The following is a 25,222-nucleotide window of genomic DNA, read 5'->3' as shown; positions in this document are numbered from 1 at the left end:
CCACGCCCCGGCCCCCGCCCCCCGCCACACCGGCGCGCCAGCTTGTGCCGCCGGTCGTGGCGCTCAGCCTCGGCGCCGGCGCTGCCCGCGGCGGCGGTCCCGACCGCCTCGAATTGCTGCTCGAGCCCGCCGAGCTTGGCCGCGTCGAGATCCGCGTCGAGCCCGGCTCCGGCCCGGAAGGGGCGATCGCCGTGCGCGTCGTCGCCGAACGTCCGGAAACGCTCGCCCTGCTCCAGCGCGACGCGCGCGAGCTGGATCGCGCCCTCGCGCAGGCCGGTCTCGGCGCCGCCGGCGCCACTGGCGGCGGCTGCGTGCTGAGCTTCGCCCTCGGCGGCGGGACGCGGCAGCAGGGCGGCGGCGCCGATGCCGGCGCCGGCGGGTCGGGCGGCGCGGCCCGGCGCGGCCTGCGGGGGGCGGCCGCCGCCGAGGCCCCGGCCGCGACCGTGCCGCCGCGCCACCGCCCGCTCCTCGCCCTGCTCGACATCGCCGTCTGACCCCGGAGACCGCCCGCCATGGCCACCAGCCTGACCGCGACCGCCGCCCCCTCGATCGCCGGCACCGCCGCCGCGGCCACGCCCGGCCGCGGCACGGGGGCGATGCTCGGCGACTTCGACACCTTCCTCACCCTGCTCACGACCCAGCTCCGCACCCAGAGCCCGACCGAGCCCATGGACACCAACCGGATGACCCAGGAGCTCGCGCTGTTCGCCTCGGTCGAGCAGCAGACCCGGATGAACGAGCAGCTCGAGCGGCTGGTCGGGCTGCAGCAGGCCGCCCAGCTCACCGCCGCCGCGCCGCTGCTGGGCCGGACGGTGGAGGTCGAGGCCGACCGGCTCACGCTCCAGGGCGGGGCCGCCGCGCTGCGCCTGCCGCCCGCGGGCAGCGCGACCGAGGCGTGGATCACCGTCACCGACGCGCTCGGCCGCACGCTGCGCGAGCAGCGCGTCCCGCTCGCCGCCGGGCAGCGCACCCTCTGGCGCTGGGACGGGCGCGACGCCTACGGCCGCGCCCTGCCCGACGGCGCCTACCGCGTGCAGGTGCAGGGCGTCGTCCCGGGCGGCGGGGCGCCGAGCGCGCTCGCCTTCGCAGTGCTCGGCACCGCCACCGCCGTCGAGCGCCAGGCGGACGGGACGCTGCGCCTGATGCTCGGCCGACTCGCGGTCGGCTTCGAGCAGGTGCGCGGCATCGGGGACACCTCCGGCTGACCGGCGCCGCGCCTTCGCCCCCCCGCATTAACCGGCGCGCAAGCACCCCCGGGCAGGATTTGCCGCGCGCCAGGACGGCGCCGGCCGGCGCGCGGCCGAGGCGGGCAGGGGCAGGAGGATGGCGGACGAGTCGGCTGCGGGGCGCGAGGAGGCGCGGCGAGCGCGCAGCGGCGGCGTCGGCGCCGGCGTGATCGCGCAGCTGCGCGCGCTCGGCCCGGTGCGCCTCGCCGCGCTGGGCGGCGTCGGGGCGGCGGTGCTGGCGCTGCTCGGCTGGCTCGCGCTGCGCGCCGGGCAGCCTCCGATGGGGCTGCTCTACGGCGACCTCGAGCCGCGCGACGCCGCCGCGGTGGTGCAGGCGCTGGAGCGGGCGCGCGTGCCCTACCGCCTCGCCGCCGGCGGCGCCCAGGTGCTGGTGCCGGAGGAGCAGGTGCCGCGCCTGCGCCTGATGCTGGCGCGCGAGGGGCTGCCGCAGGGGGGGTCGCTCGGCGGCGGGGCGGTGGGCTACGAGATCTTCGACCGCGCCGAATCCCTCACCACCACGCCTTTCCAGCAGGACATGAACCGCGTGCGCGCGCTGGAGGGGGAGCTCGCGCGCACGATCCGCGGCCTCGCCGGCGTGCGGGCGGCGCGCGTGCATCTCGTCCTGCCGCGGCGCGAGGCCTTCTCGCGCGAGCGCGGCGAGGCGCGGGCCAGCGTCGTGCTCACCATGCAGGGGGCGCAGCGGCTCGACCGCGAGGGGGTGCAGGCGGTGCTGCACCTGGTCGCGACCGCGGTGCCGGGCCTCCGGCCGCAGAACGTCTCCGTCGTGGACAGCCGCGGCGCGCTGCTCGCGCGTGGCGGCCAGGCGCTGGCCGGCCCGCAGTCCGCCGAGACCCAGGAGGAGATCCGGCGCGCGCAGGAGCTGCGCCTCGCCCGCGCGGTCGAGGAGATGCTCGAGCGCACGCTCGGCCCCGGCCGGGTGCGCGCCGAGGCCACGGTCGAGCTCGACTTCGACCGCGTGCAGACCACCGAGGAGCGCTTCGACCCGGACAACCAGGTTCCGCGCAGCCAGTCGAGCACCAGCGAGCGGAGCCGCAGCGCCGAGCCCCCCCCGACCGGCGTCGCGGGCAACCTGCCGGACGCCGCCGCCAACGCGGCCTCCGGCGGCAACCAGGAGAGCCGGCAGGAGGACACCACCAACTACGAGATCGGCCGCACCACCCGCCAGGTGCTGCGCGAGGGTCCGGTGGTGCGCCGCCTCTCCGTCGCCGTGCTGGTGGACGGGGTGTGGGAGCCGGCCGCAGAGCCCGGCGGCGCGCCGCGCTTCCGCGAGCGCAGCGCCGAGGAGCTGGCGCGCCTCGCCGCGCTCGTGCGCAGCGCCGTCGGCTTCGACGAGCGGCGCGGCGACCGCGTCGAGGTGGTGAGCCTGCGCTTCGCCGACCCGCCCGCGGCGGCGCCCGAGGACCCCGGCTGGATCGAGCGGCTGCTGACCCCCTCCGTCATCGCGCGGCTGGCCGAGAGCGGACTCCTCGCGCTGGTCGCGCTGGCCGCGATCGTCCTCGTCGCGCGGCCGGTCGCGGGACGGCTCGCCCTGGCGCTGGCGCCGCCCGCGGCGGACGCGCTGGCGTCGTCCGCACCGCCGGGGCCGGAGGGGGCGGGCGCCTCGCCGGCGCTCCCCGGGCCGGGCGCCGGCGCCGCTGGCGATGCGACCGGCGCGCCGCCCGGCGCCGGAGCGGAGGCGATGGTGCAGATCGCCAATGTCGAGGGGCAGATGCGCGCCTCCTCGCTCGCACGGGTCGCCGAGCTGGTCGGCCGGCATCCCGACGAGACGCTGGCCGTGCTGCGCCGGTGGCTGTCGCCCGAGGAGGGGCATTGACGCGATGCTCCGGCTGACCGGGCCGCAGAAGGCGGCGACCCTGATGCTCGCCCTCGGCGAGGAGCGGGCGGCCGACCTCCTCGCGCGCCTGCACGAGGACGAGATCCGCGACATCTCCGCCGCGATGGCCACGCTCGGCACCGTTCCCGCGGCGGCGGTCGAGGAGCTCTGCCGCGAGTTCGCCGAGATCATCGGCCGCACCGGGGCGCTGATCGGCTCCTGGGAGGCCACCGAGCGCATCCTGATGCGTTCGCTGCCGAAGGAGCGCGTCGCCCAGATCATGGAGGAGATCCGCGGCCCCGCCGGCCGCACCATGTGGGACAAGCTCGGCAACGTGAACGAGGCGGTGCTCGCCAACTACCTGAAGAACGAATACCCGCAGACGGTCGCGGTGGTGCTCTCCAAGGTGCGGCCCGACCACGCCGCCCGCGTCCTCGCCCTGCTGCCCGAGGGCTTCGCGATGGAGGTGGTCATGCGCATGCTGCGCATGGACACCGTCCAGAAGGACGCGCTCGAGGGCCTCGAGCGCACCCTGCGCACCGAGTTCATGTCCAACCTCGCGCGCGGCCAGCGCCGCGACGCGCACGAGATGATGGCCGAGATCTTCAACAACCTCGACCGCCAGACCGAGGCGCGCATCCTCGGCGCGCTCGAGGAGCGCAACCGCGAGGCGGCGGAGCGCATCCGCGCGCTGATGTTCACCTTCGACGACCTGCAGCGCCTCGACGGCATGGCGATCCAGGCGCTGGTCCGGGAGGTGGAGAAGGACCGCCTGGTGCTGGCGCTGAAGGGCGCGAGCGAGCCGCTGCGCGAGCTGTTCTTCCGCAACATGACCGAGCGCGCGGCCAACCTGCTGCGCGAGGACCTCGCCGCGCTCGGCCCGGTGCGGCTGCGCGACGTGGACGAGGCGCAGGCCGCGATCGTCGCCACCGCCAAGGAGCTCGCGGCGCGCGGCGAGATCACGCTGCGCGACGGGCGCGACGAGGCGATGGTGTACTGAGCGATGCGCGCGCGCTTCCAGCCCCTCGGCCCGTGCGGCGGCCCGCAACCGGCCGGGATCTTCCGCACCGCCTCCCTCCCCGCCTGCCCGGCGCCGCCGCGCAAGCCGGAGGCGCCGGCCGGCCGGCGCGGACCGGACGGATGGCTCGCGGCCGCTGCCCCGGCGGCGGCCGCGCCGCGGGAATCCGACGAGGCCGCCGCGGCGCAGGCGATCGCCGCGGCGCGCGCGGAAGCGCGGGCGGAGGGCTACGCGGCGGGCCACGCCGCCGGCCGGGCCGAGGCCCTGGCGGAGGCCGCGGACCGCGATGCCGCCCGCCTCGCCGCCGCGGCCGAGGCGGTGGCGGCGACGCTGCGCGAGGCCTCTGCCGCCGCGTGCGCGGCCGCGGCCGCGCAGGTCGAGGAGGCGGCGGAGGCGCTGGCGCGGCTGCTGTTCGCGGCGCTCGACGCGGCGCTTCCCGGCGCGGCGGGCGGGCCCGAGGCGGCGCGCCGCCTCGCGGATCTCGTCGCGACGCTGCGCCCGGCCCTGGCCGAGAACGAGCCGCGCCTGCGGGTGCGCGTCGCGCCGCCCCTCGCTGCGGCGCTGGCGGCGCACCTCGCCGCCCTCGACCCGCGCTTCGAGGTGGCGGCGGACGAGACGCTGGCGCCCGGCGACGCGCGGATGGAATGGCGCGGCGGCGCGGCGGAGACGGTGCTGGAGCGGCGGCGGCGCGCGGTGCGCGAGGCGCTCGCCGCGATGGGTCTGGAGGAATAGGGCATGACGGTCGGCGACGGCGGCGAGACGGGCTCTGACCTCGGCGTGGCGGCAGCGCCCGCGGCGGGCGGGGGAGCCGGCGACCCGCCTGGGGGGACGCGCCTTGCCGCAGGCTCCGGCGCGGCGCGCGAGCTCGAGGCGGTGTACGACATCCCGGTCCAGGTCAGCGCCGTGCTCGGCCGCGCCACCCTGCAGGTGTCGCAGCTCCTCAAGCTCGGCCGCGGCGCGGTGGTCGAGCTCGACCGCAAGCTCGGCGAGGCGGTGGACATCTACGTCAACAACCGCCTGATCGCGCGCGGCGAGGTGGTGATGGTGGACGACAACCGGCTCGGCGTCACCATGACCGAGATCGTCAAGGCCGACCGCGGCGGAGCGGCGTGAGGCGATGCCGCGTCTGCTCATCGTCGGCTCGCTCGAGGGCGAGCTCGGCCAGGCGGCGCGCATCGCCGCCGCGCGCGGGGCGACGCTCGCCCAGGCCGAGGGCGCGGCGGGCGCGCTGGAGCGGCTGCGCGCGGAGGGCGCCGACCTCGTCCTGTGCGACATCCGCCACGACGTCGCCTGGCTGATCGGCGCCATGGCGGCCGAGCGCATCGCCTGCCCGGTCGTCGCCTGCGGCCGCAACACCGACGCCGCGGCCGCGGTGCGCGCGATCCGCGCCGGCGCCAAGGAGTTCCTGCCCCTGCCGCCGGAGCCGGACCTGATCGCGGCGATGCTGCAGTCCGTCGCCGGCGAGCCGGACGGCCCGGTGCACCAGGACCCGGCGAGCGCGGCGCTGCTCGCCCGCGCCGCGCAGGTCGCGCGCGCGGAGGCGAGCGTGCTGATCACCGGCGAGAGCGGCACGGGGAAGGAGGTGCTGGCGCGCTACATCCACGCCGCCTCGCGCCGCGCGCGCGGACCCTTCGTCGCCGTCAATTGCGCCGCGCTGCCCGAGAGCCTGCTCGAGAGCGAGCTGTTCGGCCACGAGAAGGGCGCCTTCAGCGGCGCCGTCGCGGCGCGCAAGGGGAAGTTCGAGCAGGCCCAGGGCGGCACGCTGCTGCTCGACGAGATCGGCGAGATGGACCCGCGCCTGCAGGCCAAGCTCCTGCGCGCGATCCAGGAGCGCGAGATAGACCGCCTCGGCGGCACCCATCCGGTGAAGGTGGACGTGCGCATCCTCGCCGCCACCAACCGCGACCTCGGGCAGGAGGTGGCGCGCGGGCGCTTCCGCGAGGACCTCTACTTCCGCCTCAACGTGGTGCGGCTGCGCATCCCGCCGCTGCGCGAGCGCCCCGCGGACATCCTGCCGCTCGCCGAGCACTTCGCGCGCCGCTACGCCGACGCCAACGGGCTGCCCCGGCGCGGCTTCTCGCCGGCGGCGCGCGCGGCGCTGCTGGCCCACCCCTGGCCCGGCAACGTGCGCGAGCTGGAGAACGCCGTGCACCGCGCCGTGCTGCTCGCCGAGGGCGAGGCGATCGGGGCGGAGGCGATCGAGCTCGGCGACGGCGGGGAGACGGCGGCGGCCGCGCCCCCGCCCGCCGCGACGCCAGCCGGCGCGGCGGCGCCCGCCGCAGCCGCGCCGGCTCCGCGCGGCGCCGCCGCCACCCCCGTCACCGCCCTGGTCGGCCGCCGCGTCGAGGAGGTCGAGCGCGAGCTGATCCTCGAGACCCTCTCGCACTGCCTCGGCAACCGCACGCGGGCGGCGGAGATGCTCGGCATCTCGATCCGCACCCTGCGCAACAAGCTGAACGAGTACCGCGGGCTCGGCCTCGCCGTGCCGCCGGCGCCGGGCCAGCTCGTCCCGCCGGCGCCGGCGGCGGCGGACGCCTGCCGGGCGGGGTGAGCCGCGGTGGCCGCGCTCGCCCTCCCCTCCTGGCTCGCCGCCGCGCGTCCGGGCACGGACGTCGGGCTCGCGCTCGGCGTCGCGGCGCTGCTCGCGGTGCTGGTGGTGCCGCTGCCGGCGTTGCTGCTCGACGCCGGGCTCGCCCTCTCGATCACGCTCTCGGTGCTGGTGCTGATGACGGCGCTGTTCCTGCGCCGCCCGCTCGACTTCACCTCCTTCCCGCAGCTCCTGCTGCTGACCACGCTGCTGCGTCTCGCGCTCAACGTCGCCACCACCCGCGCCATCCTGACCCAGGGGCACGAGGGGCCGGCGGCCGTCGGCCACGTCGTCGCGGCCTTCGGCGGCTTCCTCATGGGCGGCGACCTGGTGGTGGGGCTGATCGTCTTCGCCATCCTGCTGGTGGTGAACTTCATGGTCATCACCAAGGGCTCGGGCCGCATCGCCGAGGTCGCGGCGCGGTTCAGCCTGGATGCGCTGCCCGGCAAGCAGATGGCGATCGACGCCGACCTCTCCGCCGGCCTGATCGACGAGGCCGAGGCGAAGCGCCGCCGCAAGGAGCTGGAGGAGGAGACCGGCTTCTACGGCGCGATGGACGGCGCCGCGAAATTCGTGCGCGGGGATGCCATCGCCGGGCTCATCATCACGCTGATCAACCTGCTCGGCGGCTTCGCCATCGGCGTGGCGCGGCACGGCATGGGCCTCGCCGACGCCGCCGCAACCTTCGCCCTGCTCACCGTCGGCGACGGGCTGGTGAGCCAGATCCCGGCGCTGCTGGTCTCGGTCGCGGCCGGCATCGTCGTCACCAAGGGCGGCGTCGAGGGCACGGCGGACCAGGCGCTGATCGGGCAGCTCGGCGCCGGGCCGAAGCCGCTCGCCCTGGCGGCGGGGACGGCCGGCGTGATGGCGCTGCTGCCCGGCATGCCGCTGCTGCCCTTCCTCGCCCTCGCCGGCGCCGCCGGCTCGGCCGCCTGGTTCAAGCGGGAGGCCGAGCGCCGCGCCGCCGCGGCGCAGGCGGCCGCCGCCGCGCCGGCCGCCGCCGCGCCGGAGGAGGTCCCGATCGGCGAGACGCTGCGGATGGACCTGCTGCGGATCGAGCTCGGCTATGGCCTGCTCGCGCTCGCCGCCGGCGAGGCGCCGCGGCTGACCGAGCAGATCCGCGGCCTGCGCCGTTCCATCGCGCAGGAGATGGGCTTCGTCCTGCCCGCCGTGCGCATCCAGGACAACCTCCAGCTCGATCCCGACACCTACGTGATCCGGGTGAAGGAGATCGAGGCCGGCCGCGGCCGCCTGCGCCCGCCGCTCCACCTCGCGATCGACCCCGCGGGCGGCGTGCCGCCGCTGCCCGGCGAGCGCGTCACCGAGCCGACCTTCGGCCTGCCCGCGCTGTGGATCGAGGAGTCGCGCCGCGACGAGGCGCTCGCGCGCGGCTGCACCGTGGTGGACGCCGCCGGGGTGCTCGCGACGCACCTCACCGAGGTGGTGCGCGAGAACATGGCGGAGCTCCTCTCCTATGCCGAGACGCAGAAGCTGCTCGACGAGCTCCCGCGCGAGCAGCAGAAGCTGGTCTCCGACCTGATCCCGGCGCAGATCAGCGTCGGCGGCGTGCAGCGCGTGCTGCAGGCGCTGCTCGCCGAGCGGGTCTCGATCCGCGACCTGCCGACCATCCTCGAGGGCATCCAGGAGGCCTGCGCCGCGGGGCTGCGCGCCATGCCCGCGATCCTCGCCGTGGTGCGCCAGCGCCTCGCGCGCCAGATCTGCGACGCGGCGCGCGGCCCGCAGGGCTACGTGGCGATGATCGCGCTCTCGCCCGAATGGGAGCAGGCCTTCGCCGAGGCGCTGGTCGGCCCGCCGGAGGAGCGCCAGCTCGCCATGGCCCCCTCGCAGCTCGCCGAGTTCATGCGCCGGCTGCGCGAGGCCTTCGACGCCGCGGCCGCCGCCGGCGAGGCGCCGGTGCTGGTCTGCTCCGGCACGATCCGCGCGCATCTCCGCGCGATCGTCGAGCGGTTCCGCCCCGCGACGCAGGTCCTCGCCCAGGGCGAGATCCACCCGCGCGCGCGCATCCGCACCGTGGGGAGCGTATGAGCGTCCGCGACCCCCTCCGCGCCGGACCGGCCGCATGCGCCTGAAGCTGTACCGCGCCGCCAGCATGCCCGAGGCGATGCGGCGGATCCGCGCCGAACTCGGCACGGACGCGATCATCCTGGCCACCCGCCGGGTCGCGGACGAGGTGGAGGTCACCGCCGCCCTCGAGCCCGAAGAGGACGCGGCCGAGCCGCTGCTGATCCCGCCCCCGCCCGCGCCTGCCGGGCCGGTGCCGCCGGGCGGCGCCGGCGTCCCCGGGGCGGCAGGGCGGGCGGCCGCCGCGCCGCCGCCCGGGCTCGCCGCGCACAACCTTCCGGCCGGCCTGGCCGCGGGGCTCGCCGGAGGCGCGCTGGAGGAGCGGCTCGCCGCGATGCTCGAATTCGCTCCGCTGCCGGCGGGCGCGCCGCGGCCGCTGCTGCTCGTCGGCCCGCCCGGGGCCGGCAAGACGCTCACCTGCGCCAAGCTGGCCGCGCGCCGGGTGCTGGGCGGCGAGGCAGCCGCCGCGGCGGGCCCGCCCCTGGTCGTCACCACCGACGACCGGCGGACCGGGGCGACCGAACAGCTTGCCGCCTTCACCCGCCTGCTCGGCCTGACGCTGGCCGTCGCCCCCGGGCCCGCCGCGCTGGCGAAGGCCCTGCGGCACCGCGGCGGGTCCGGGACGCCGGCGCTGATCGACACCGCCGGCTGCGACCCCTTCGCCCCCGCCGAGGCCGCCGCGCTGCGCGACCTGGCGCGCGCCGCGGAGGCGGAGATCGCCCTCGTCCTGCCCGCCGGGCTCGACGCGGAGGAGGCCGCGGAACTGGCGCGAGGCTTCGCCGCCCTGGGCGCGCGGCACCTGATCCCGACGCGGCTCGACCTGACCCGGCGGCTCGGCGGGGTGCTCGCCGCCGCCGCTGCCGCGCCGCTCGCGCTCGGCGAGGCGGGGAGCGGGCCGGGCGTGGCGGACGGCCTGACGCCGCTCACCCCGGCGCTGCTCGCGGCACGCCTGCTCGCGCCCCTGCCTCTCCGGACACCGCTGGAACCCGCCGCATGACGACCGATGCCGCGCTCGGCGCCGCCCCGCGGGGCCACGCGCCGCGCCCCTCCCTCGCCGCGACCTCCGCCGGGGACCTCCCCGCACCGGCGCGGGGCCGGATCGTCGCGATCGCCTCGGGCAAGGGCGGGGTCGGCAAGACCTGGCTCGCCATCACCCTGGCGCAGGCGCTGGCGCGGGCCGGGCGGCGCGTGCTGCTGGTGGACGGCGATCTCGGCCTGGCGAACGTGGACGTGCAGCTCGGGCTCGATCCGCCGCACGACCTCGGCGCGGTTCTCGCCGGGCGCGTCGGCCTCGCCGCGGCGGTGCTGCGGCACGCGGCCGGCGGCTTCGACCTGCTGGCGGGGCGCTCCGGCTCCGGCGCGCTGGCGGGGCTCGACGCCGTCGCGCTCGACCGCGTCCTCGCCCTGCTGCGCGAGGCGGCGGCGACCGGCTGGCAGGAGGTGCTGGTGGATCTCGGCGCGGGCCTGGATGCCGCGCAGCGCCGCATCGCCGCCGCGGCCGACACGCTGCTCGTCGTCGCCACCGCCGAGCCGACCAGCCTGACCGACGCCTACGCCGTGCTGAAGCTGCACGGCCGCGACCGGCCGGGCGGCGGCGATGCCCGCATCGTCGTGAACCAGGCCGCCGACGCCGCCTCGGGCCGGCGCACCTACGAGGCGCTGCGCCGCGCCGCCAACGCCTTCCTGCGCCGCGACGTGCCGTTGCTCGGCGTGGTGCGGCGCGACGCGCGGGTGCCGGAGGCGATCCGGCGCCGGGCGCCGCTGCTGACGCGCCATCCCAACAGCATGGCGGCCGCGGATGTCGAGACGCTGGCGCGCGCGCTGCTCTCGTAGCCGCGGCGACGCGGTGTCGGAGCCCGCGGCTGCTGCGCCGCACACGTTCGCCCCGAGCGGATCACGACGGCGCGAACCGGTCGGGAGCGTTCCTCCGCTCCGGGACGCCGCACCGGAACCTCTGGCCGCGCGCAACGGCGAGCGGAACCGGCTCTCGCCGAGCTCGCGCCGCGCGGCGCGCGGCCCTGCCTCTGCCCCGGCGCGGCCGCCGCGGGCTGCGATGCGCGCCGAGCTCGCCTGGGCCGGGAACACCCGCGCGCCGGGCCCGGCGTCGCCTTCCCGCCCGTCCGGCGCCGGGTGGTCGGGATCGCGCTCCGCCAAATCGCGGCGCATCCCCACCTCGCTGGCGCCGAAGCCGCGCCCCTCGCCGGCGCCCCGTCGCGAGCAGCACCACCCCCTGCGGTCGGCGGCGGGCACGGCAGCGCATCGGCGGCGATCGCAGGCGCCCGCGCGATACGGCGCTGGCTCGCCTCCCGCCGCCGCTCGCCACGCGGCGCGATGGGGGCAGGCCGGCCGGCCCGGCGCCGCGCCGCCCGGCACCGCCGCCCCGCCGGCAGCAGGGCCGTGCGTCTGCGACGCGTCCCCCTCCCTCGCGCGGCTCACGCGCCCACGCCCATCCATCAGCGCGTGGCCAGCCGGTCCGCGCAGCGGCCGCGGCGCCGCCTTGCACCGCGCCCTCGCGCCCCGCAAGAATCGCGGCTGGTCCTCGCGTGCCTCCGCCGATGCCCGATTTCGCCTGCCCCTGGTCCGCCCCCTCGTCGGCGCGCCGCCGCTCCGCGTGGCGCGCCACGCCGCACCGCATCCGCCGCCCGGCCGAGCTCTGCTACTGGATCGGCGGCAATCACAGCGTCGGCCGCGCGGTCGCCGGGCGATGAGCGACGCCGCCCCTTCGCGCGCCGAGATCCGGCGCATCCTGACCGCCGGCGTCCCCCTCGCCGAGGCCTGGGGGGTCGAGGTGCTGGAGGCGGCGGAAGGGCGCGCGCTGCTGCGCCTGCCTCCCTCCCCGGCGCTGCTGCGCCCGGGCGGCACCGTCTCCGGCCCGGCGATGATGGGGCTCGCCGACATGGCGGTGTGGTGCGCGCTGCTCTCGCTCACCGGCGGGCGGGACGAGAGCCTGACTGCGAACCTCACGATCAACTTCCTCCGCCGCCCCGGGGCGGCGGCGCTGCTCGCCGAGGCGCGCGTGCTGCGCCGCGGCCGCCTGCCCTTCGCCGAGGCCTGGCTGCGCGCGGAGGACGCGGCGGAACCCTGCGCCCACGTGACCACGACCTGGGCCGCGGTGCCGCCGCCGCGGCGCTGAGGCCGCGGCGCGGCGGCCCGCCGGAAGCCCCGTTCGCGGTTGCGCCAGGTCAAGGCGCGAAGCTATCTGGCGCAGCCAGATGGCCCCAGCACAGCCAGCCGGAGGACGCCCCATGCGCGCCCGTGATCTGATGACCACCTCGCTCGTCACCATCCCGCCCGACGCCCCGGTCGAGGCCGTGGCGCGCGTGCTCTCGGACCGCGGCATCTCCGGCGCGCCGGTGGTGGACGCCACGGGCAAGCTGCTCGGCATGGTCACGGAGGGCGACCTGATGCGCCGCCTCGCCGCGGTCGAGGACCGTCCGAAGAGCTGGATCGCCGGCCTGTTCCAGTCGGCGGAGGAGCAGGCGGCGCGCTACGCCCGCACCCACGGCCGCAAGGCGCGCGACGTGATGACGACCGACCTCGTCACCGTCACCGAGGACACGCCGATCGAGCACATCGCCCGCATCATCGAGGAGAAGAACATCCGCCGGGTCCCGGTGGTGCGCGACGGCAAGCTGGTGGGCATCGTCTCGCGCTCCGACCTGCTGCGCGCGCTCCTCGCCCCGCCGCAGTCGCTCGACGCCGACGCGCCGGATTCGCGCATCCGCGCCAAGCTCGTCGAGGCGATGCGCAACGAGCCCTGGGTGGACACCTACTTCATCTTCCCCGAGGTCAAGGACGGCGTCGTCACCTTCTACGGCTTCTGCCGCTCGGAGAAGGTCAAGCAGGGTCTGCGCGTGCTGGCCGAGGGCATACCGGGGGTGAAGGAGGTGCGCTTCGAGACCGAGGAGGCGCCCCCCTACATCGTCGGCGCGCCCTGAACCGCCGGGGCGGCACCCCCGCCCCAGGCGATGAACGGTCCGTTGCGGAAGCCTGCCGCGTACTTGCCGTAGCGGAGTTCCGCGCCGTCCGGCGTCACGACCCGCCCGCCCGCCGCGGCGAGCACCGCGTGGCCGGCGGCGGTGTCCCACTCCATAGTCGGGCCGAAGCGCGGATAGACGTCGGCCTCGCCCTCGGCGACGAGGCAGAATTTCAGCGCCGAGCCGATCGAGCGGCAGGCGGCGATCGGCAGCCGGGCGAGGAAGGCGTCGGTCTCGGCATCGCGATGCGAGCGGCTCGCGACGGCCACCAGCCCGGCGGCCGGCACCGGGCGGACGCGGATCGGCCGGCCCGGCGCCGCGCCGCCCTCGCGCCGCTCCGCCCGCCCGGCGAGGACGTCGCCGAGCCACAGGCGGGCCGGCACCGGCGCGAGCACGACGCCGAGGGTCGGCCGTCCCTCCTCGACGAGCGCGATGTTCACCGTGAACTCGCCGGTCCGGCCGAGGAATTCGCGCGTGCCGTCGAGCGGGTCCACGAGCAGGAAGCGCGGGCCCGGCGGGCGGGCGGCGGCGCGCTCGGCGCTCTCTTCCGACACCACCGGAAGCTCCGGGCAGAGCGCCGTGAGGCCGGCGGCGATCGCCGCCTCCGCCGCGAGATCGGCGGCGGTCAGCGGCGTGCCGTCGGCCTTGGTGGTCGCGCCGACGGGCGCGGCGCCGGTGTAGATCGCCATCACCCGCTCCCCCGCCTCCCGCGCGATCCGCGCCAGGCCCTCGAGCAGTGCCGGTCGGTCCTGCATGCGTGCCCCCTTCCTCCGGGTCCTTTCCCGTCCGGCACGGGGGCCCGACGGCCCCGCCGCCGGCGGGGCGGATGTTCTCCAATGGGTTGAGAAGCCAGGCTATACTGTTCCGCAAGAGGATAGCCGGGCGGCAGGCACCGCCGGCCAGGGGACAAATCGGAGGACCCGTGACCACCGTCACTACCACCATCGCGCCGGCGGCCTCTCGCGCCGTGCCGCGCCTGCCCCCGCACCTCGCGCGCCTCGAGGCCGAATCCATCCACGTCCTGCGCGAGGTCGCGGCCAGCTTCCGCCGGCCGGTGATGCTCTACTCGATCGGCAAGGATTCGAGCGTGATGCTGCATCTCGCGCTCAAGGCCTTCCACCCGGGCAAGCCGCCCTTTCCGCTGCTGCACGTGGACACGACCTGGAAGTTCCGCGAGATGATCGCCTTCCGCGACGCCACCGCGCGCCGGCACGGCCTCGACCTGATCGTGCACGTGAACGAGGAGGGCCTCGCCCGCGGCATCAACCCGATCGCCTCGGGCTCGGCACTGCACACCCAGGTGATGAAGACCGAGGCGCTGAAGCAGGCGCTGACCCGGCACGGCTTCGACGCCGCCCTCGGCGGTGCCCGCCGCGACGAGGAGAAGAGCCGCGCCAAGGAGCGCGTCTTCTCCTTCCGCGACGCCGCCCACGGCTGGGACCCGCGCAACCAGCGCCCCGAGCTGTGGAACCTGTTCAACACCCGCCTGCGCGAGGGCGAATCCTTCCGCGTCTTCCCGCTCTCGAACTGGACCGAGCGCGACGTCTGGGACTACATCCTCGCCGAGGGCATCCCGGTGGTGCCGCTCTACTTCGCCAAGCCGCGCCCGGTGGTGCGGCGCAGCGGCACCTGGATCATGGTGGACGACGCGCGCCTGCCGCTCGAACCCGGGGAGAGGCCGGAGATGCGCATGGTGCGCTTCCGCACCCTCGGCTGCTACCCGCTCACCGGCGCGATCGAGTCGGAGGCCGACACGCTGGAGAAGATCGTCGCCGAGATGCGCTCGGCCCGCACCTCCGAGCGCCAGGGGCGGCTGATCGACGCCGACGAGGAGGCCTCGATGGAGCGGAAGAAGCGCGAGGGCTACTTCTGATGACCCATCGCCGCCCCGCCGCGGCCGAGCGGCGGGAACTGCTGCGCTTCCTCACCTGCGGCTCGGTGGACGACGGCAAGTCCACGCTGATCGGCCGCCTGCTCTACGACAGCCGCCTGGTCCTCGACGACCAGCTCGCGGCGCTGGCCAGGGATTCGCGCCGGCACGGCACGACCGGGGAGGAGATCGACCTCGCCCTGCTGGTGGACGGGCTGGAGGCCGAGCGCCAGCAGGGCATCACCATAGACGTCGCCTGGCGCTACTTCGCCACGCCTCGGCGCAGCTTCGTCGTCGCCGACACGCCGGGGCACGAGCAGTACACGCGCAACATGGCGACCGGCGCCTCGCACTGCTCGCTCGCCGTGCTGCTGGTGGACGCGCGCAAGGGCGTGCTCACGCAGACGCGCCGGCACTCCCTGATCTGCGCCCTGCTCGGCATCCGCGACATCGTGCTCGCGGTCAACAAGATGGACCTCGCGGGCTTCGACCGCACCCGGTTCGAGCGCATCGTCGGCGACTACCGCGCCTTCGCCGCCGGCCTCGGCTTCCGCTCGATCGTGCCGATCCCGCTCAGCGCCCGCCACGGCGACAACGTCACCCGGCGCTCGGACAACACCCCCTGGTACCACGGCCCGACTTTGCTCGAGCACCTGGAGGCGGTGGAGGTCGAGCAGGACCTCGCCGACAGGCCGTTCCGCTTCCCGGTCCAGTGGGTGAACCGGCCCAACCAGGAGTTCCGCGGCTTTTCCGGCACCGTCGCCTCGGGCCGTGTCGCCGTCGGCGATCCGGTGGTGGTCGCCGCCTCCGGCCGCGCCTCCCGGGTCGCGCGCATCGTCACCGCCGACGGCGACCTCGACCGCGCCGCGGCCGGCCAGGCGGTGACCCTCACGCTCGCCGACGAGATCGACATCGCGCGCGGCGACCTCCTGGTCCACGCCGCCGCGCGGCCGGAGATGGCCGACCAGTTCGCCGCCCGCCTGCTGTGGCTGGACGAGGAGCCGCTGCTCCCCGGCCGCACCTACCTGATGCGCATCGGCCACCTCTGGACCCAGGCCTCGGTCACCGCGATCAGGCACCGGCTCGACGTCAACACGGGCGAGCAGCACGCGGCGCGGACGCTGGCGCTGAACGAGATCGGCTTCTGCAACCTCGCCACCGCGCAGCGCGTGCCCTGCGACGCCTACGCGGAGAACCGCGCGACCGGCGCCTTCATCCTGGTGGACCGCTTCACCAACCGCACCGCCGGCGCCGGCATGATCGCCTTCCCGCTGCGCCGCGCCGCCAACATCCACCACGCCGACTTCGTGGTGGACAAGCACGCGCGCGCCGCGCTCGACCACCAGAAGCCGGCGGTGCTGTGGTTCACCGGCCTCTCCGGCTCGGGCAAGTCCACCATCGCCAACCTGGTCGAGCTGGCGCTGCACCAGGCCGGCCGGCACACCTACGCGCTGGACGGCGACAACCTGCGCCACGGGCTGAACAAGGACCTCGGCTTCACCGCCGCCGACCGGGTGGAGAACATCCGCCGCGCAGGCGAGGTGGCGAAGCTGCTCGTGGACGCCGGACTGATCGTGCTCTGCAGCTTCATCTCGCCCTTCCGCGCCGAGCGGCGCATGGTGCGCGAGCTGCTGGAGCAGGGCGAGTTCGTCGAGATCTTCGTGGACACCCCGCTCGAGGAGTGCATGCGGCGCGACCCCAAGGGCCTCTACGCCAAGGCGAAGGCCGGCGCGATCCGCAACTTCACCGGCCTCGACAGCCCCTACGAGCCGCCGGAGGCGCCGGACCTGCACCTCCGCACCCTCGGCCGCACGCCCGAGGACTGCGCTGCGGAAGTGCTGGCGCGGCTGCGCGCCCTCGGCCTGATCGCCTGAGGCGACAGGCGCCGTCGGCTCCGGCAGGCTCCCGTTGCGGCCCCGCCGCGCGGGCGCCGTGCCCGGCGCCCGTCCCCCGCTGCCGGAGCCCCGCCCATGCCCGCCGCAGCCCGCCCCGCCGCCCCGGACGCCCGCAAGACCTACGTCCTGCTGCACGGCGCCTGGCACGGCGGCTGGTGCTGGGCGCGGGTGGCGGAGGCGCTGCACGCCGCCGGGCATCGCGTCACCACCCCGACCCACACCGGCCTCGGCGAGCGCCGGCACCTGCTCGCGCCCGGCATCACGCTCGAGACCTTCCTCCTCGACCTCCTCAACCATCTCGAGGCCGAGGAGCTCACCGATGTCGTCCTGGTCGGGCACAGTTTCGGCGGCGCGGTCATCTCCGGGGTCGCCGACCGCGCGCCGCAGCGGCTGCGCCACCTGGTCTATCTCGACGCCACCCTGCTCGAGGACGGCCAGGCGCCCTTCGACCGCCTGCCGCCGGAGGTGGTCGCCGCGCGGCGGCGGCTGGCGGAGGAGCAGGGCGGGGGCATCGCCATCCCGCCCCCCCGCGCCGGCCGCCTTCGGCATCCCCGAGGACCATCCGGGCGCGGCCTGGGTGGCGCGGCGGCTGACACCGCACCCGCTCGGCACCCTCGAGAGCCCGCTCCGCCTCGCCCATCCGCCCGGCAACGGCCTTCCCCGCACCTACGTCGCCTGCACCGCCCCGCTCTACGGGCCGCTCGAGGCGGCGCGCCGCTGGGTGCGCGGGCGCCCGGGCTGGGACTGGCGCGAGCTCGCCGCCGGCCACGACGCCACGGTCACCGCCCCCGCCGCGCTGGCGCGGCTGCTCGCCACGCTCGGCTGATCGCGGCCGCGGCGCCGCCGCCGCCGCGCGCCGCCGGCTCAGGCCCGCTCCGGCTCGAAGCTGCGCCGCCACAGGGTGGCGCCGGCGACGTCCTTGAGCATCACCGTCAGCACGCCGCTCCGCCCCTCGATCGCCATCTCGCCGAAGAACAGCATCCCCTCGGTCGGCGGCACGTTGGCCCGCCCCTCCGGCGCCCTCTGCCACACCACCTCGAGCCCGAAGGTGTCGTCGGCCTCGTTCGGCCCGAAGCCGCCGGCGTGCAGCGGGCCGGAGACGAACTCCCAGAACGGGTGGAAGTCGCGGTAGCGGGCGCGCCCGGGGTCGTAGCGGTGGGCGGCGGTGTAGTGCACGTCGGCCGTCACCCACACCACGTTGCGCACCCCGGCGTGCCGGAGGGCGGAGAGCAGCCCGGCGATCTCGAGCTCGCGCCCGAGCGCCGGTCCGTTGCCGTTCGCCACCGCCTCGAAGCGCGGCCGCCCCTCGGCGTCGCGCCCGTCCCCGACCACGAGGCCGAGCGGCATGTCGCAGGCGATCACCTTCCAGGTCGCCGTGCTCGCCAGCAGGCCGCGCAGCAGCCAGCGCACCTGCGCCGCGCCGAGGATTGCCGTCTCCAGCCCCGCCCGCTCCTGGCGGTTGTGGCTGTTGGGGCCGCGGTAGCTCCGCATGTCGAGGGCGAAGACGTCGAGATGCGGGCCGTAGGCGATGCGGCGGTAGACGCGCTCCGCCTCGTCCGCCCCGTGCGGGCGCAGCGGCGCGTAGTCCAGGAACGCACGCGTGGCGCGCGCGGCCAGCAGGGCGACGCGCTTCTCCGTGTAGCGCGCATCGGCCGAGAGGTCCTTGGCGTCCGACCAGTTGTTGGTGACCTCGTGGTCGTCCCACAGCCAGACCTGCGGCACCTCGGCGTGGAACGCGCGCACATTGCGGTCCATCAGGTTGTAGCGGTAGCGGCCGCGGAACTCGGCCAGCGTCTCCGCCACCTTCGCCACTTCCGGGATCACAAGGTTGCGCCAGGTCGAGCCGTCGGGCAGCCGCACCTCCGGCGCGATCGGGCCGTCCGCATAGACGGTGTCGCCGCAGTGGATGAAGAAGTCGGCGCCGGTGCGGCGCATCGTCTCGTAGATGCGCATCCCGCCGCGCGACTCGTCGATGCCCCAGCCCTGCCCCGCGGTGTCGCCCGACCACAGGAAGCGCACGTCGCGGCGGGAGGCGGGCGCGGTGCGGAAGCGGCCCAGCACGGGCGCGGCGGCGGCGCGGTCCGAGTCGAGCCCCTCGAAGATCACGCGGTAGAAGATCTCCGCATCCGCCGGAAGGCCCTGCAGGTCCACTCGCGCCGTGAAGTCCGTGGCCTCGGTGGCGTGGGGGCCGCGCACGCGCTCGGCGTTGCGGAAGCCCTCGTCGGTCGCCCACTCGACGACCAGGCGCGCGGGGCGGTCGGCGCGGCTCCAGACGAGCGCGCGATCGGCGCCGACATCGCCGACGGCCGCCCCCCAGTCGGCGCGCGGCCGCTCGGCCTCGGCGGCGATGCGCGCCGGCGCCGTTCCCTGGCCGAAGACGAGGCGCGGCGCGGCGAGGGCGCCCGCGGCGCCTCCGAGCAGGGCGGCGCGGCGCGGCAGGCGAAGCGTTCCAGGCATGGTCGTGCCCCTCCGTGCTGTGTCCGGGCGGGCGCCGTGTAGCGGCGGCGTGCGACAGGCGTGCGACGCGCCGGTTGCGCGCCGGTGACACCGCCCTAAGGTGCGCGGCGAGGAAGGACCGCCGCCCATGCCCGCCGCCGGACCGCCGCGCCGCGCCGCCGCCGCCCCGTCGTCCCGCCGCGCCCGCGCCGACGCCGCGCGATGAGCCCCTCCTCCCGCCACGTCGTCGTCATCGGCGCCGGCATCGTCGGCGCCGCCTCCGCGCTCGAGCTGCTGCGCGACGGCCATCGCGTCACCATCCTCGAGCCCGGCGAGCCGGGCGGCGAGCAGAGCGCGAGCTACGGCAACGGCTGCTGGCTCTCGCCGATGTCGGTGATCCCGCCCGCGGTGCCGGGGCTGTGGCGGAAGGTGCCGGGCTTCGTGCTCGATCCCCTCGGCCCGCTCGCCATCCGCTGGACCTACCTGCCGCGCGTCCTGCCCTGGCTCGCGCGCTACCTGCTCTCGGGCTGGACCGAGGCGCGGGTCGAGCGCGCGGCGCGGGCGCTGCGCCCGCTGCTCCTCGACGCGCCCGCGCTGCACAAGGCGCTCGCCGAGGAGGCGGGGGTGGGGCACCTGATCGAGCACAGCGGCCTGCTCTACGTCTTCCCCTCGCGCGCCGAATTCGAGGCCGAGGCGCTGGCCTGGCGCATCCGCGCCCGGGTGGGGGTGCGCTGGATCGAGCTCGGCGAGGACGAGCTGCGCCAGCGCGAACCCGCGCTCGACCGCCGCTACCGCTTCGCCCTGCTCGCCGAGGAGGGCGGCCACTGCCGCGACCCCGGCGCCTATGTCGCGGCACTCGTCGCCCATGCGCGCGAACGCGGCGCCGATCTGCGGCGGGCGCGCGCGAGCGGCTTCCGCATCGAGGGCGGCAGGCTGCGCGCGGTCCTCACCGAGGACGGCGGCGAGATCGCCTGCGACGGCGCGGTGATCGCCGCCGGCGCGCAGGCGAAGCGCCTTGCCGCGGCGGCCGGCGACCGCGTCCCGCTCGAGACCGAGCGCGGCTACCACGCGGTCATCCTCGACGCCGAGGCGGGTCCGCGCACGCCGCTCATGCCCTCGGACGGCAGGATGTCCGTCACCTGGACCGACCGCGGCCTGCGGGCGGCCGGCCAGGTGGAGATCGCGGGCCTCGCCGCCGCGCCGAACTGGAGGCGGGCGGAGATCCTGCGCGACCACCTGCTGCGCCTCTTTCCCGCGCTGCCGCGCGACCTGCCGGCAGAGCGGGTGCGCTTCTGGATGGGCCACCGGCCGAGCCTGCCGGACGGCCTGCCCTGCCTCGGCCCGGCCAGCGCCACGCCGGACATCATCCACGCCTTCGGGCACGGCCATGTCGGGCTCGCCGCCGGGGCGCGAACGGGGCGGATCGTTGCGCAACTTCTCGGCGAGAAGCCGCCCGAGGTCCCGCTCGCTCCCTTCGATCCGCGGCGCTTCCGCTGAGCGTTTTTCCCTCTCGCATTCCGCGAACGGGGGTGCCATGCTGGCGGTGGCGGCCCGCATCCCGTCGGGCCGCGAGCAGTTGTGGATCTGATAAGACGTGTCTCCCGAGAACGAAGACAACCAGGATGGCGCCGTTGGCGGCGGCGGGGCCGCGCCGATCGAGGCCGAGGTGAAGTGGTACAACGCCCGCAAGGGCTTCGGCTTCGTGCTGGGGCCGGATGGCAACGACGTGTTCTTCCATGCCTCGGCGCTGAGCGGGGCGGGGATCGAACCGCCCATGACCGGCGACAAGCTCGTCGTCGAGATCGGCTCCGACCGGCAGGGCCGGCGCCTCGTCACGCGCATCCTGGAGCGCAAGCCCGGCGAGGGTGGCGGGGCGATGGGCGGCCCGGCCGGCGGGCCGCGGCGCGCCTTCGGCGGCCCCGGCGGCGGCTGGGGCGACCGCCCCCCGCGGCGCGATTTCGGGGACCGTCCCCCGCGGCGTGACTTCGGCGGCGGGTTCGGATCCGGCGCGGGCGGCGGCTGGGGCGAGCGGCCCCCGCGGCGCGACTTCGGCGGTGCGGGCTTCGGTGGCGGCGGGCGCTTCGGCGGCGGCGGGCGCTTCGGCGCCGGCGGTGGCGGCGGCGGCGCCGGTGGCGGCTGGAACGAGCGGCCGCCGCGGCGCGACCTCGGCCGCGACGAGGGCGGCCCCACCTACAGCCTGAGCGGCACGGTGAAGTGGTTCGACCAGGTGCGGGGCTTCGGCTTCGTCACGCCGGACGACGGCGGGCAGGACGTGTTCCTGCACTCCTCGGTGCTGCACCGCGCCGGAAAGCACGACATCCAGCAGGGCCAGAAGGTCTCGCTCGAGGTCCGCGACGGCCAGCGCGGCCGCCAGGCGGTGACGATAAAGGACTAAGCCGGGGTCGCGGACGGCCGGACGCCGCAGGGGTCGGGAGCCGGCCCCGCGGGCGGCGTGCCGGGCGGTTGCCACGAATTGCGGCAAGCGGCGACGGCCGCGGGCCGGCCCGTCTCCGGTCGTCTCCGGCCGGCCCTTGCGCTTCGGAGGGGCGGCGCGCCGGCGCCGCCCCTTCTCGCGCACGCGCCGGTCTCAGCGCGGGAAGCGGCGCGGGCGCAGCCCGGCGTGGAACCACTCGATCATCGTCACGGCGTCGTACACCGGCAGGCCGAGCGCCTCGCGCAGCGCCGCCGCATAGGGCGGCATGTTGGTGCACTCCAGCACGATCGCGCCGACATCGGGGTTGCGCGCGAGCAGCGTCCTCGCGGCGTCGAGCAGGTCCTGCTCGGCCGCGGCGACGTTCAGCTCCTCCTTCTCGGCCTTGATCAGCACGCGGAACAGCTCCCGCCCGCGCTCCAGGCCCACCACCGGCGTGTCCGGCGGCACGCCCGCCGCCGCGAGGTGCGCCGGCGTCAGCGTCGTCGCGCAGATGGTGATGATGCCGACGCGCCTGCCCGGCGGCAGCAGCGCCTGCACCCACGGCACCTGCATCATCGCCGAGGCCGCGACCGGCACCTTCGCGCGCTCGGCGAGCTCGCGCTGGAACGGCGACAGGAAGCCGCAGTTGGTGGCGATCGCCTCGGCGCCGAGCGCGACCAGCTCCTCCGCCGCGTCGAGGAAGTCCGGCAGCAGCCCCTTCGCGCCCTGCAGCACCACGCGCTCCGGCGTCGCGCCGCGGACCACGCGGTAGAGCACGGGAAAGGGCCAGGTCTCCGCGTTCCCCATGTCGCCCGGGATGCGCGGGAAGCGCGCCTCGAGCATCAGGATGCCGAGCGGCGCGCCGTAGATCGCCTTGCCGCCGCGGGCGATGCCGGGCTTCGGCGACGGGAGGGGCAGCGGCGGGAGCGTGTTCATGCCGCCAGCCTAGCGCACTACATTGCCGCGTCGAATGCAGAAGGAGAGACCGATGCGCCGCCCCCGTCTCCGCCGCCGCGCCCTCGTCCGGGGCCTCGCCGCCCTCCCCCTGCTGCCTGCGGCCGCCGCGCACGCCCAGGGCGGAGGCGACGCCTGGCCGAACCGCCCGATCGTCATCATGGGCGGCTTCCCCAACGGCTCGGGCGTGGACATCTACGCCCGCCGCCTGGCCGAGCCGCTCTCGCGCGCCCTCGGCGTGCCGGTGGTGGTGGACAACCGCTCGGGCGCAGGCGGCAACATCGCCTCCGACCACGTCGCCAAGGCGCGGCCCGACGGCTACCTGTTCCTGCTCGGCACCGCCGGGACGCACGCGATCAACGCCTCGCTCTACCGGTCGCTCCCCTTCGACCCGTTGCGCGACGTGACGCACATCGCCCTCCTCGGCGACGTGCCGAACGTGCTGCTCGTCAACCCGGAGAAGCGGCCGCAATTCCGCACCTGCCAGGACGTGATCGCGGCGGCGAAGGCACAGCCGGGGGCGCTGAACTACGCCTCGACCGGCAACGGCGCCTCGACGCATCTCGCGGGAACGCAGTTCGCCACCGCCGCCGGCATCGAGCTCACCCACGTGCCCTATCGCGGCCAGCCCGGGGCGATGCAGGCGCTGCTGCGCGGCGACGTGGACCTGTTCTTCAACCAGACCGGCCCCTCGATCGGGCCGATCCGGCAGGGCCAGCTGCGCGGCCTCGCGGTGACGACGCGCCGCCGCATCGCCGCCCTGCCCGACATCCCGACCGTCGAGGAGGCCTGCGGCCTGCCGGGCTTCGAGAGCACCACCTGGTACGGCCTGTTCGCCCCGCCCGGCCTGCCGGAGCCGATCCAGCGGCGGATGAACGCCGAGGTGGTGCGCATCCTCGACACGCCGGAGTTCCGGCGCTGGCTGGTCGAGGACCAGGGCATCACCCCGCCCCCCGAGGACAACACGCCGGAGCACTTCCGCGCCGTCCACCAGCGCGACATCGCGCGCTGGCGCGAGGTGGTGCAGCGCTCGGGCGCGCGGCTCGACTGAGCGGGGAGTGCGGGGCGGCCGCGGCCTGTGCCGCGCCCTCCTCGGCCGGGGCGGTGGCGGGGAGCGCGTGCTCCCCGGCCGATCCCGGCCCGGCGGTGCGCCGGCTCTACGCCGACTGCCCCTGGGCCGCCACGGCCGGGCCGGGCCGCGGCGCGCCCGCCGCGTCGGACAGCCAGGCCGGCGGCGCCTCGGCACCCCGTTCGATCGCAGCGATGCGGTCACGGACCGCCAGCTTCTCGCGCTTGATGCGTCGGACCACCGCCTCGTCCGGACGTGGGCGCTCCATCTCGCTCGCGAGCGCCTGCTCGAGCTCCGCGTGGCGCTCGGCCAGGCGCGCCAGCAGCCAGGAACGGGCCGGAGAGTCCAGGCTCATGCGCACTCCTCCTCCGCGTGCGGGGCCCCCAGGGGCGCCGCGTCGTGGTGCTGCTCGTTGCGGGGTGGAACAGGGCGGGCAAGCTGTCCGGCACCGCCGCCGCCCAAGGCGCGGCGGCGCCGGAAGAGGTCCGTCGGGACGCAGACGCCATCCCCGGGCGTGCCCGAACCCATGACCAGACCTTGGGCCCGCCGCCCTCCCGGTTCAAGTCCGATCTGGCGGCGCGTGGCGGGCCGGCGTGCGGGGCCGCACGCCCCCGCCCGGCCGCGACGGAGGCCCCGGGAAGCGACCCGGGCCGGACCCGCGCGCCTCCCGCCGGGAGGCGATCGGGCGGGCGGCGAACGGGCGGTCCATCATGTCGCGCGGGGCGGACCGCAGGGCATGCGGCGAGGGGCCTCGCCATCCGCAGGAAGGCGGCGACGCGGCCGCCATCGCCCGCTCGTCCGCCGGCGCAGGGAAAAGTACGGGCCGGCCGGGCGAACCGGCCGGCCCGGCGAAGCTCCCAGAGAGAGCCGCCAGTCGAGTCGCGCGGCGGCCCGCCGGGAATTAAGCCGCCATCGGACTCCGCCGTGTCCGGGCTCGCCGGAGCACGGCTGCGCGAAGAGTGCGCGAGGAAGGCTGACGGCACCGTGGGGCCGGGCTTAATTTCCCGCAATCCGTTCGGCGCGGCCGGAAGGGGGAGCGATGACCGGAACGCCGCCCGCCGCCATCCTGCACCGCCGGGCCCGGCGCCTGGCGCGCGCGCTCGCGCTGGCCATCCTCGCCCTGATCCTGCTGCGGCCCGGCGCCGCGGCCCGGGCGCAGCAGGAGCGGATCGCCCTCGTGATCGGCAACGGCGCCTATCGCACCGTGCCGCGCCTCGCCAATCCCGGGCGGGACGCGCAGGGCATGGCCGAGATCCTGCGCGGCATCGGCTTCCGCGTGGACCTGGTGCGCGACGCCACGCGCGCGCAGCAGGAGGAGGCGCTGCGCCGCTTCGGCCGCGCCGCCGACGGCGCGGAGATCGCGCTGTTCTTCTACGCCGGCCACGGCATCCAGGTCGGCGGCGAGAACTACCTGATGCCGGTGGATGCCCGCGTCGCCGACGCCCGCGACATCGACTACGAACTGGTCGCCCTGCCACTGGTCACGCGGGCGATGGAGCGGGCGCGGGTGCGCATCCTGATCCTCGACGCCTGCCGCGACAACCCGCTGGCGGCGCAGGTGCGGGGCCTCTCGGGCACGCGCTCGGTCGGACGCGGGCTGGCCAGGATCGAGCAGGTGGACCTCGGCACGCTGGTCGCCTTCGCCACCAGCCCGGGGGCCGTGGCGCTGGACGGCAGCGGGGGCAACAGCCCCTTCACCGCCGCGCTGCTGCGCCACCTGCCGACGCCGGGGCTCGAGATCCGGCAGGTGATGACCCGGGTGCGGGCGAGCGTGGTGCAGCAGACCGGCGGCCAGCAGATCCCCTGGGACAACTCCTCGCTGGTCACCGAGGTGGTGCTGCGCCCGGTCGGCGGCGGGACG

At 76.6% G+C, this 25,222-nt stretch carries 23 protein-coding genes and 1 pseudogene; 20 read left to right on the top strand and 4 right to left on the bottom strand.

Annotated features, from left to right (window positions below; genetic code table 11):
• The 12 genes from K1J50_RS14600 to K1J50_RS14545 form a co-directional block, all read left to right on the top strand.
• The coding region (locus tag K1J50_RS14600) for a flagellar hook-length control protein FliK (protein WP_220118497.1) at nucleotides 1-494 on the top strand (494 nt) is incomplete at its 5' end.
• An 18-nt stretch (nucleotides 495-512) separates the two neighbouring features.
• Nucleotides 513-1,205, top strand: coding sequence for a flagellar hook assembly protein FlgD (locus K1J50_RS14595; protein ID WP_220118496.1), 693 nt, complete (start codon nucleotides 513-515; stop codon nucleotides 1,203-1,205).
• Between the two features lie 118 nt (nucleotides 1,206-1,323).
• The gene (fliF, locus tag K1J50_RS14590) at nucleotides 1,324-3,060 is read left to right on the top strand and encodes a flagellar basal-body MS-ring/collar protein FliF (RefSeq protein WP_220118495.1); all 1,737 of its coding nucleotides are present in this window, start codon (nucleotides 1,324-1,326) and stop codon (nucleotides 3,058-3,060) included.
• 4 nt (nucleotides 3,061-3,064) lie between these two features.
• On the top strand, nucleotides 3,065-4,060 hold the full coding sequence (gene fliG, locus K1J50_RS14585; protein ID WP_220118494.1) for a flagellar motor switch protein FliG: 996 nt from the start codon (nucleotides 3,065-3,067) through the stop codon (nucleotides 4,058-4,060).
• A gap of 3 nt (nucleotides 4,061-4,063) precedes the next feature.
• Complete coding sequence (locus tag K1J50_RS14580) at nucleotides 4,064-4,810, top strand: hypothetical protein (RefSeq protein WP_220118493.1); 747 nt, start codon at nucleotides 4,064-4,066, stop codon at nucleotides 4,808-4,810.
• Nucleotides 4,811-4,813: 3 nt separating this feature from the next.
• Nucleotides 4,814-5,191 carry a flagellar motor switch protein FliN gene (gene fliN / locus K1J50_RS14575; protein ID WP_220118492.1) on the top strand — a complete coding sequence of 126 codons (378 nt, stop codon included), beginning with the start codon at nucleotides 4,814-4,816 and terminating at the stop codon, nucleotides 5,189-5,191.
• A 4-nt stretch (nucleotides 5,192-5,195) separates the two neighbouring features.
• Complete coding sequence (locus K1J50_RS14570) at nucleotides 5,196-6,629, top strand: sigma-54 interaction domain-containing protein (RefSeq protein WP_220118491.1); 1,434 nt, start codon at nucleotides 5,196-5,198, stop codon at nucleotides 6,627-6,629.
• Nucleotides 6,630-6,635: 6 nt separating this feature from the next.
• Nucleotides 6,636-8,711, top strand: coding sequence for a flagellar biosynthesis protein FlhA (gene flhA / locus K1J50_RS14565; protein WP_220118490.1), 2,076 nt, complete (start codon nucleotides 6,636-6,638; stop codon nucleotides 8,709-8,711).
• Between the two features lie 34 nt (nucleotides 8,712-8,745).
• Entirely contained in the window at nucleotides 8,746-9,744 is a 999-nt protein-coding gene (locus tag K1J50_RS14560; RefSeq protein WP_220118489.1) for a flagellar biosynthesis protein FlhF, read from the top strand.
• Complete coding sequence (locus K1J50_RS14555) at nucleotides 9,741-10,580, top strand: nucleotide-binding protein (RefSeq protein WP_220118488.1); 840 nt, start codon at nucleotides 9,741-9,743, stop codon at nucleotides 10,578-10,580. Before K1J50_RS14560 ends, K1J50_RS14555 begins: the two co-directional genes overlap by 4 nt.
• Before the next feature lie 871 nt (nucleotides 10,581-11,451).
• A complete protein-coding gene (locus tag K1J50_RS14550; protein ID WP_220118487.1) occupies nucleotides 11,452-11,880 on the top strand; it encodes a PaaI family thioesterase in 429 nt (142 codons plus the stop codon).
• A gap of 112 nt (nucleotides 11,881-11,992) precedes the next feature.
• Complete coding sequence (locus K1J50_RS14545; RefSeq protein ID WP_255575318.1) at nucleotides 11,993-12,685, top strand: CBS domain-containing protein; 693 nt, start codon at nucleotides 11,993-11,995, stop codon at nucleotides 12,683-12,685.
• Here the strand turns inward: K1J50_RS14545 and cysQ are convergent.
• Entirely contained in the window at nucleotides 12,664-13,479 is an 816-nt protein-coding gene (gene cysQ / locus K1J50_RS14540; protein WP_220118486.1) for a 3'(2'),5'-bisphosphate nucleotidase CysQ, read from the bottom strand. The genes K1J50_RS14545 and cysQ overlap by 22 nt on opposite strands.
• Nucleotides 13,480-13,646: 167 nt before the next feature.
• Here cysQ and cysD point away from each other — a divergent pair, with 167 nt between their 5' ends.
• The 4 genes and pseudogenes from cysD to K1J50_RS14520 all read left to right on the top strand — a co-directional run bounded on the left by cysD (nucleotide 13,647) and on the right by K1J50_RS14520 (nucleotide 17,315).
• Nucleotides 13,647-14,597, top strand: a complete 951-nt coding sequence (gene cysD, locus K1J50_RS14535) for a sulfate adenylyltransferase subunit CysD (RefSeq protein ID WP_456304560.1) — start codon at nucleotides 13,647-13,649, stop codon at nucleotides 14,595-14,597.
• The gene (gene cysN, locus K1J50_RS14530) at nucleotides 14,597-16,468 is read left to right on the top strand and encodes a sulfate adenylyltransferase subunit CysN (protein WP_220118484.1); all 1,872 of its coding nucleotides are present in this window, start codon (nucleotides 14,597-14,599) and stop codon (nucleotides 16,466-16,468) included. Before cysD ends, cysN begins: the two co-directional genes overlap by 1 nt.
• Nucleotides 16,469-16,564: 96 nt before the next feature.
• Nucleotides 16,565-17,119, top strand: a pseudogene (locus K1J50_RS19640) (alpha/beta fold hydrolase); the annotation flags it as partial.
• On the top strand, nucleotides 17,067-17,315 hold the full coding sequence (locus K1J50_RS14520) for a hypothetical protein (protein ID WP_220118483.1): 249 nt from the start codon (nucleotides 17,067-17,069) through the stop codon (nucleotides 17,313-17,315). The pseudogene K1J50_RS19640 and the gene K1J50_RS14520, both read left to right, overlap by 53 nt.
• 38 nt (nucleotides 17,316-17,353) lie before the next feature.
• Here the strand turns inward: K1J50_RS14520 and K1J50_RS14515 are convergent, their stop codons facing one another.
• Nucleotides 17,354-18,946 carry an alkaline phosphatase D family protein gene (locus tag K1J50_RS14515; protein WP_220118482.1) on the bottom strand — a complete coding sequence of 531 codons (1,593 nt, stop codon included), beginning with the start codon at nucleotides 18,944-18,946 and terminating at the stop codon, nucleotides 17,354-17,356.
• Nucleotides 18,947-19,147: 201 nt separating this feature from the next.
• On the opposite strand from K1J50_RS14515, the gene K1J50_RS14510 reads away from it, so the two are divergent.
• Both K1J50_RS14510 and K1J50_RS19635 read left to right on the top strand, forming a co-directional pair.
• On the top strand, nucleotides 19,148-20,422 hold the full coding sequence (locus tag K1J50_RS14510; RefSeq protein WP_220118481.1) for an NAD(P)/FAD-dependent oxidoreductase: 1,275 nt from the start codon (nucleotides 19,148-19,150) through the stop codon (nucleotides 20,420-20,422).
• A 97-nt stretch (nucleotides 20,423-20,519) separates the two neighbouring features.
• Nucleotides 20,520-21,320: a cold-shock protein gene (locus K1J50_RS19635; protein WP_220118480.1), complete on the top strand. Its 801-nt coding sequence runs from the start codon at nucleotides 20,520-20,522 to the stop codon at nucleotides 21,318-21,320.
• Nucleotides 21,321-21,512: 192 nt separating this feature from the next.
• On the opposite strand, the gene K1J50_RS14500 is transcribed toward K1J50_RS19635, so the two are convergent.
• Complete coding sequence (locus tag K1J50_RS14500) at nucleotides 21,513-22,274, bottom strand: aspartate/glutamate racemase family protein (protein ID WP_220118479.1); 762 nt, start codon at nucleotides 22,272-22,274, stop codon at nucleotides 21,513-21,515.
• A 52-nt stretch (nucleotides 22,275-22,326) separates the two neighbouring features.
• Between K1J50_RS14500 and K1J50_RS14495 the strand changes: the two genes are divergently transcribed.
• On the top strand, nucleotides 22,327-23,343 hold the full coding sequence (locus tag K1J50_RS14495) for a Bug family tripartite tricarboxylate transporter substrate binding protein (RefSeq protein WP_220118478.1): 1,017 nt from the start codon (nucleotides 22,327-22,329) through the stop codon (nucleotides 23,341-23,343).
• Nucleotides 23,344-23,449: 106 nt separating this feature from the next.
• Here K1J50_RS14495 and K1J50_RS14490 read toward each other — a convergent pair whose 3' ends face one another.
• A complete protein-coding gene (locus K1J50_RS14490) occupies nucleotides 23,450-23,716 on the bottom strand; it encodes a YdcH family protein (RefSeq protein WP_220118477.1) in 267 nt (88 codons plus the stop codon).
• A 684-nt stretch (nucleotides 23,717-24,400) separates the two neighbouring features.
• Here K1J50_RS14490 and K1J50_RS14485 point away from each other — a divergent pair.
• The coding region (locus K1J50_RS14485) for a caspase family protein (protein ID WP_220118476.1) at nucleotides 24,401-25,222 on the top strand (822 nt) is incomplete at its 3' end.

Origin of the sequence: Caldovatus aquaticus, from assembly GCF_019458025.1 — a bacterium.
Taxonomy (GTDB): Bacteria; Pseudomonadota; Alphaproteobacteria; order Acetobacterales; family Acetobacteraceae; genus Caldovatus; species Caldovatus aquaticus.
This window is presented reverse-complemented; position numbering and strand designations above follow the sequence as displayed.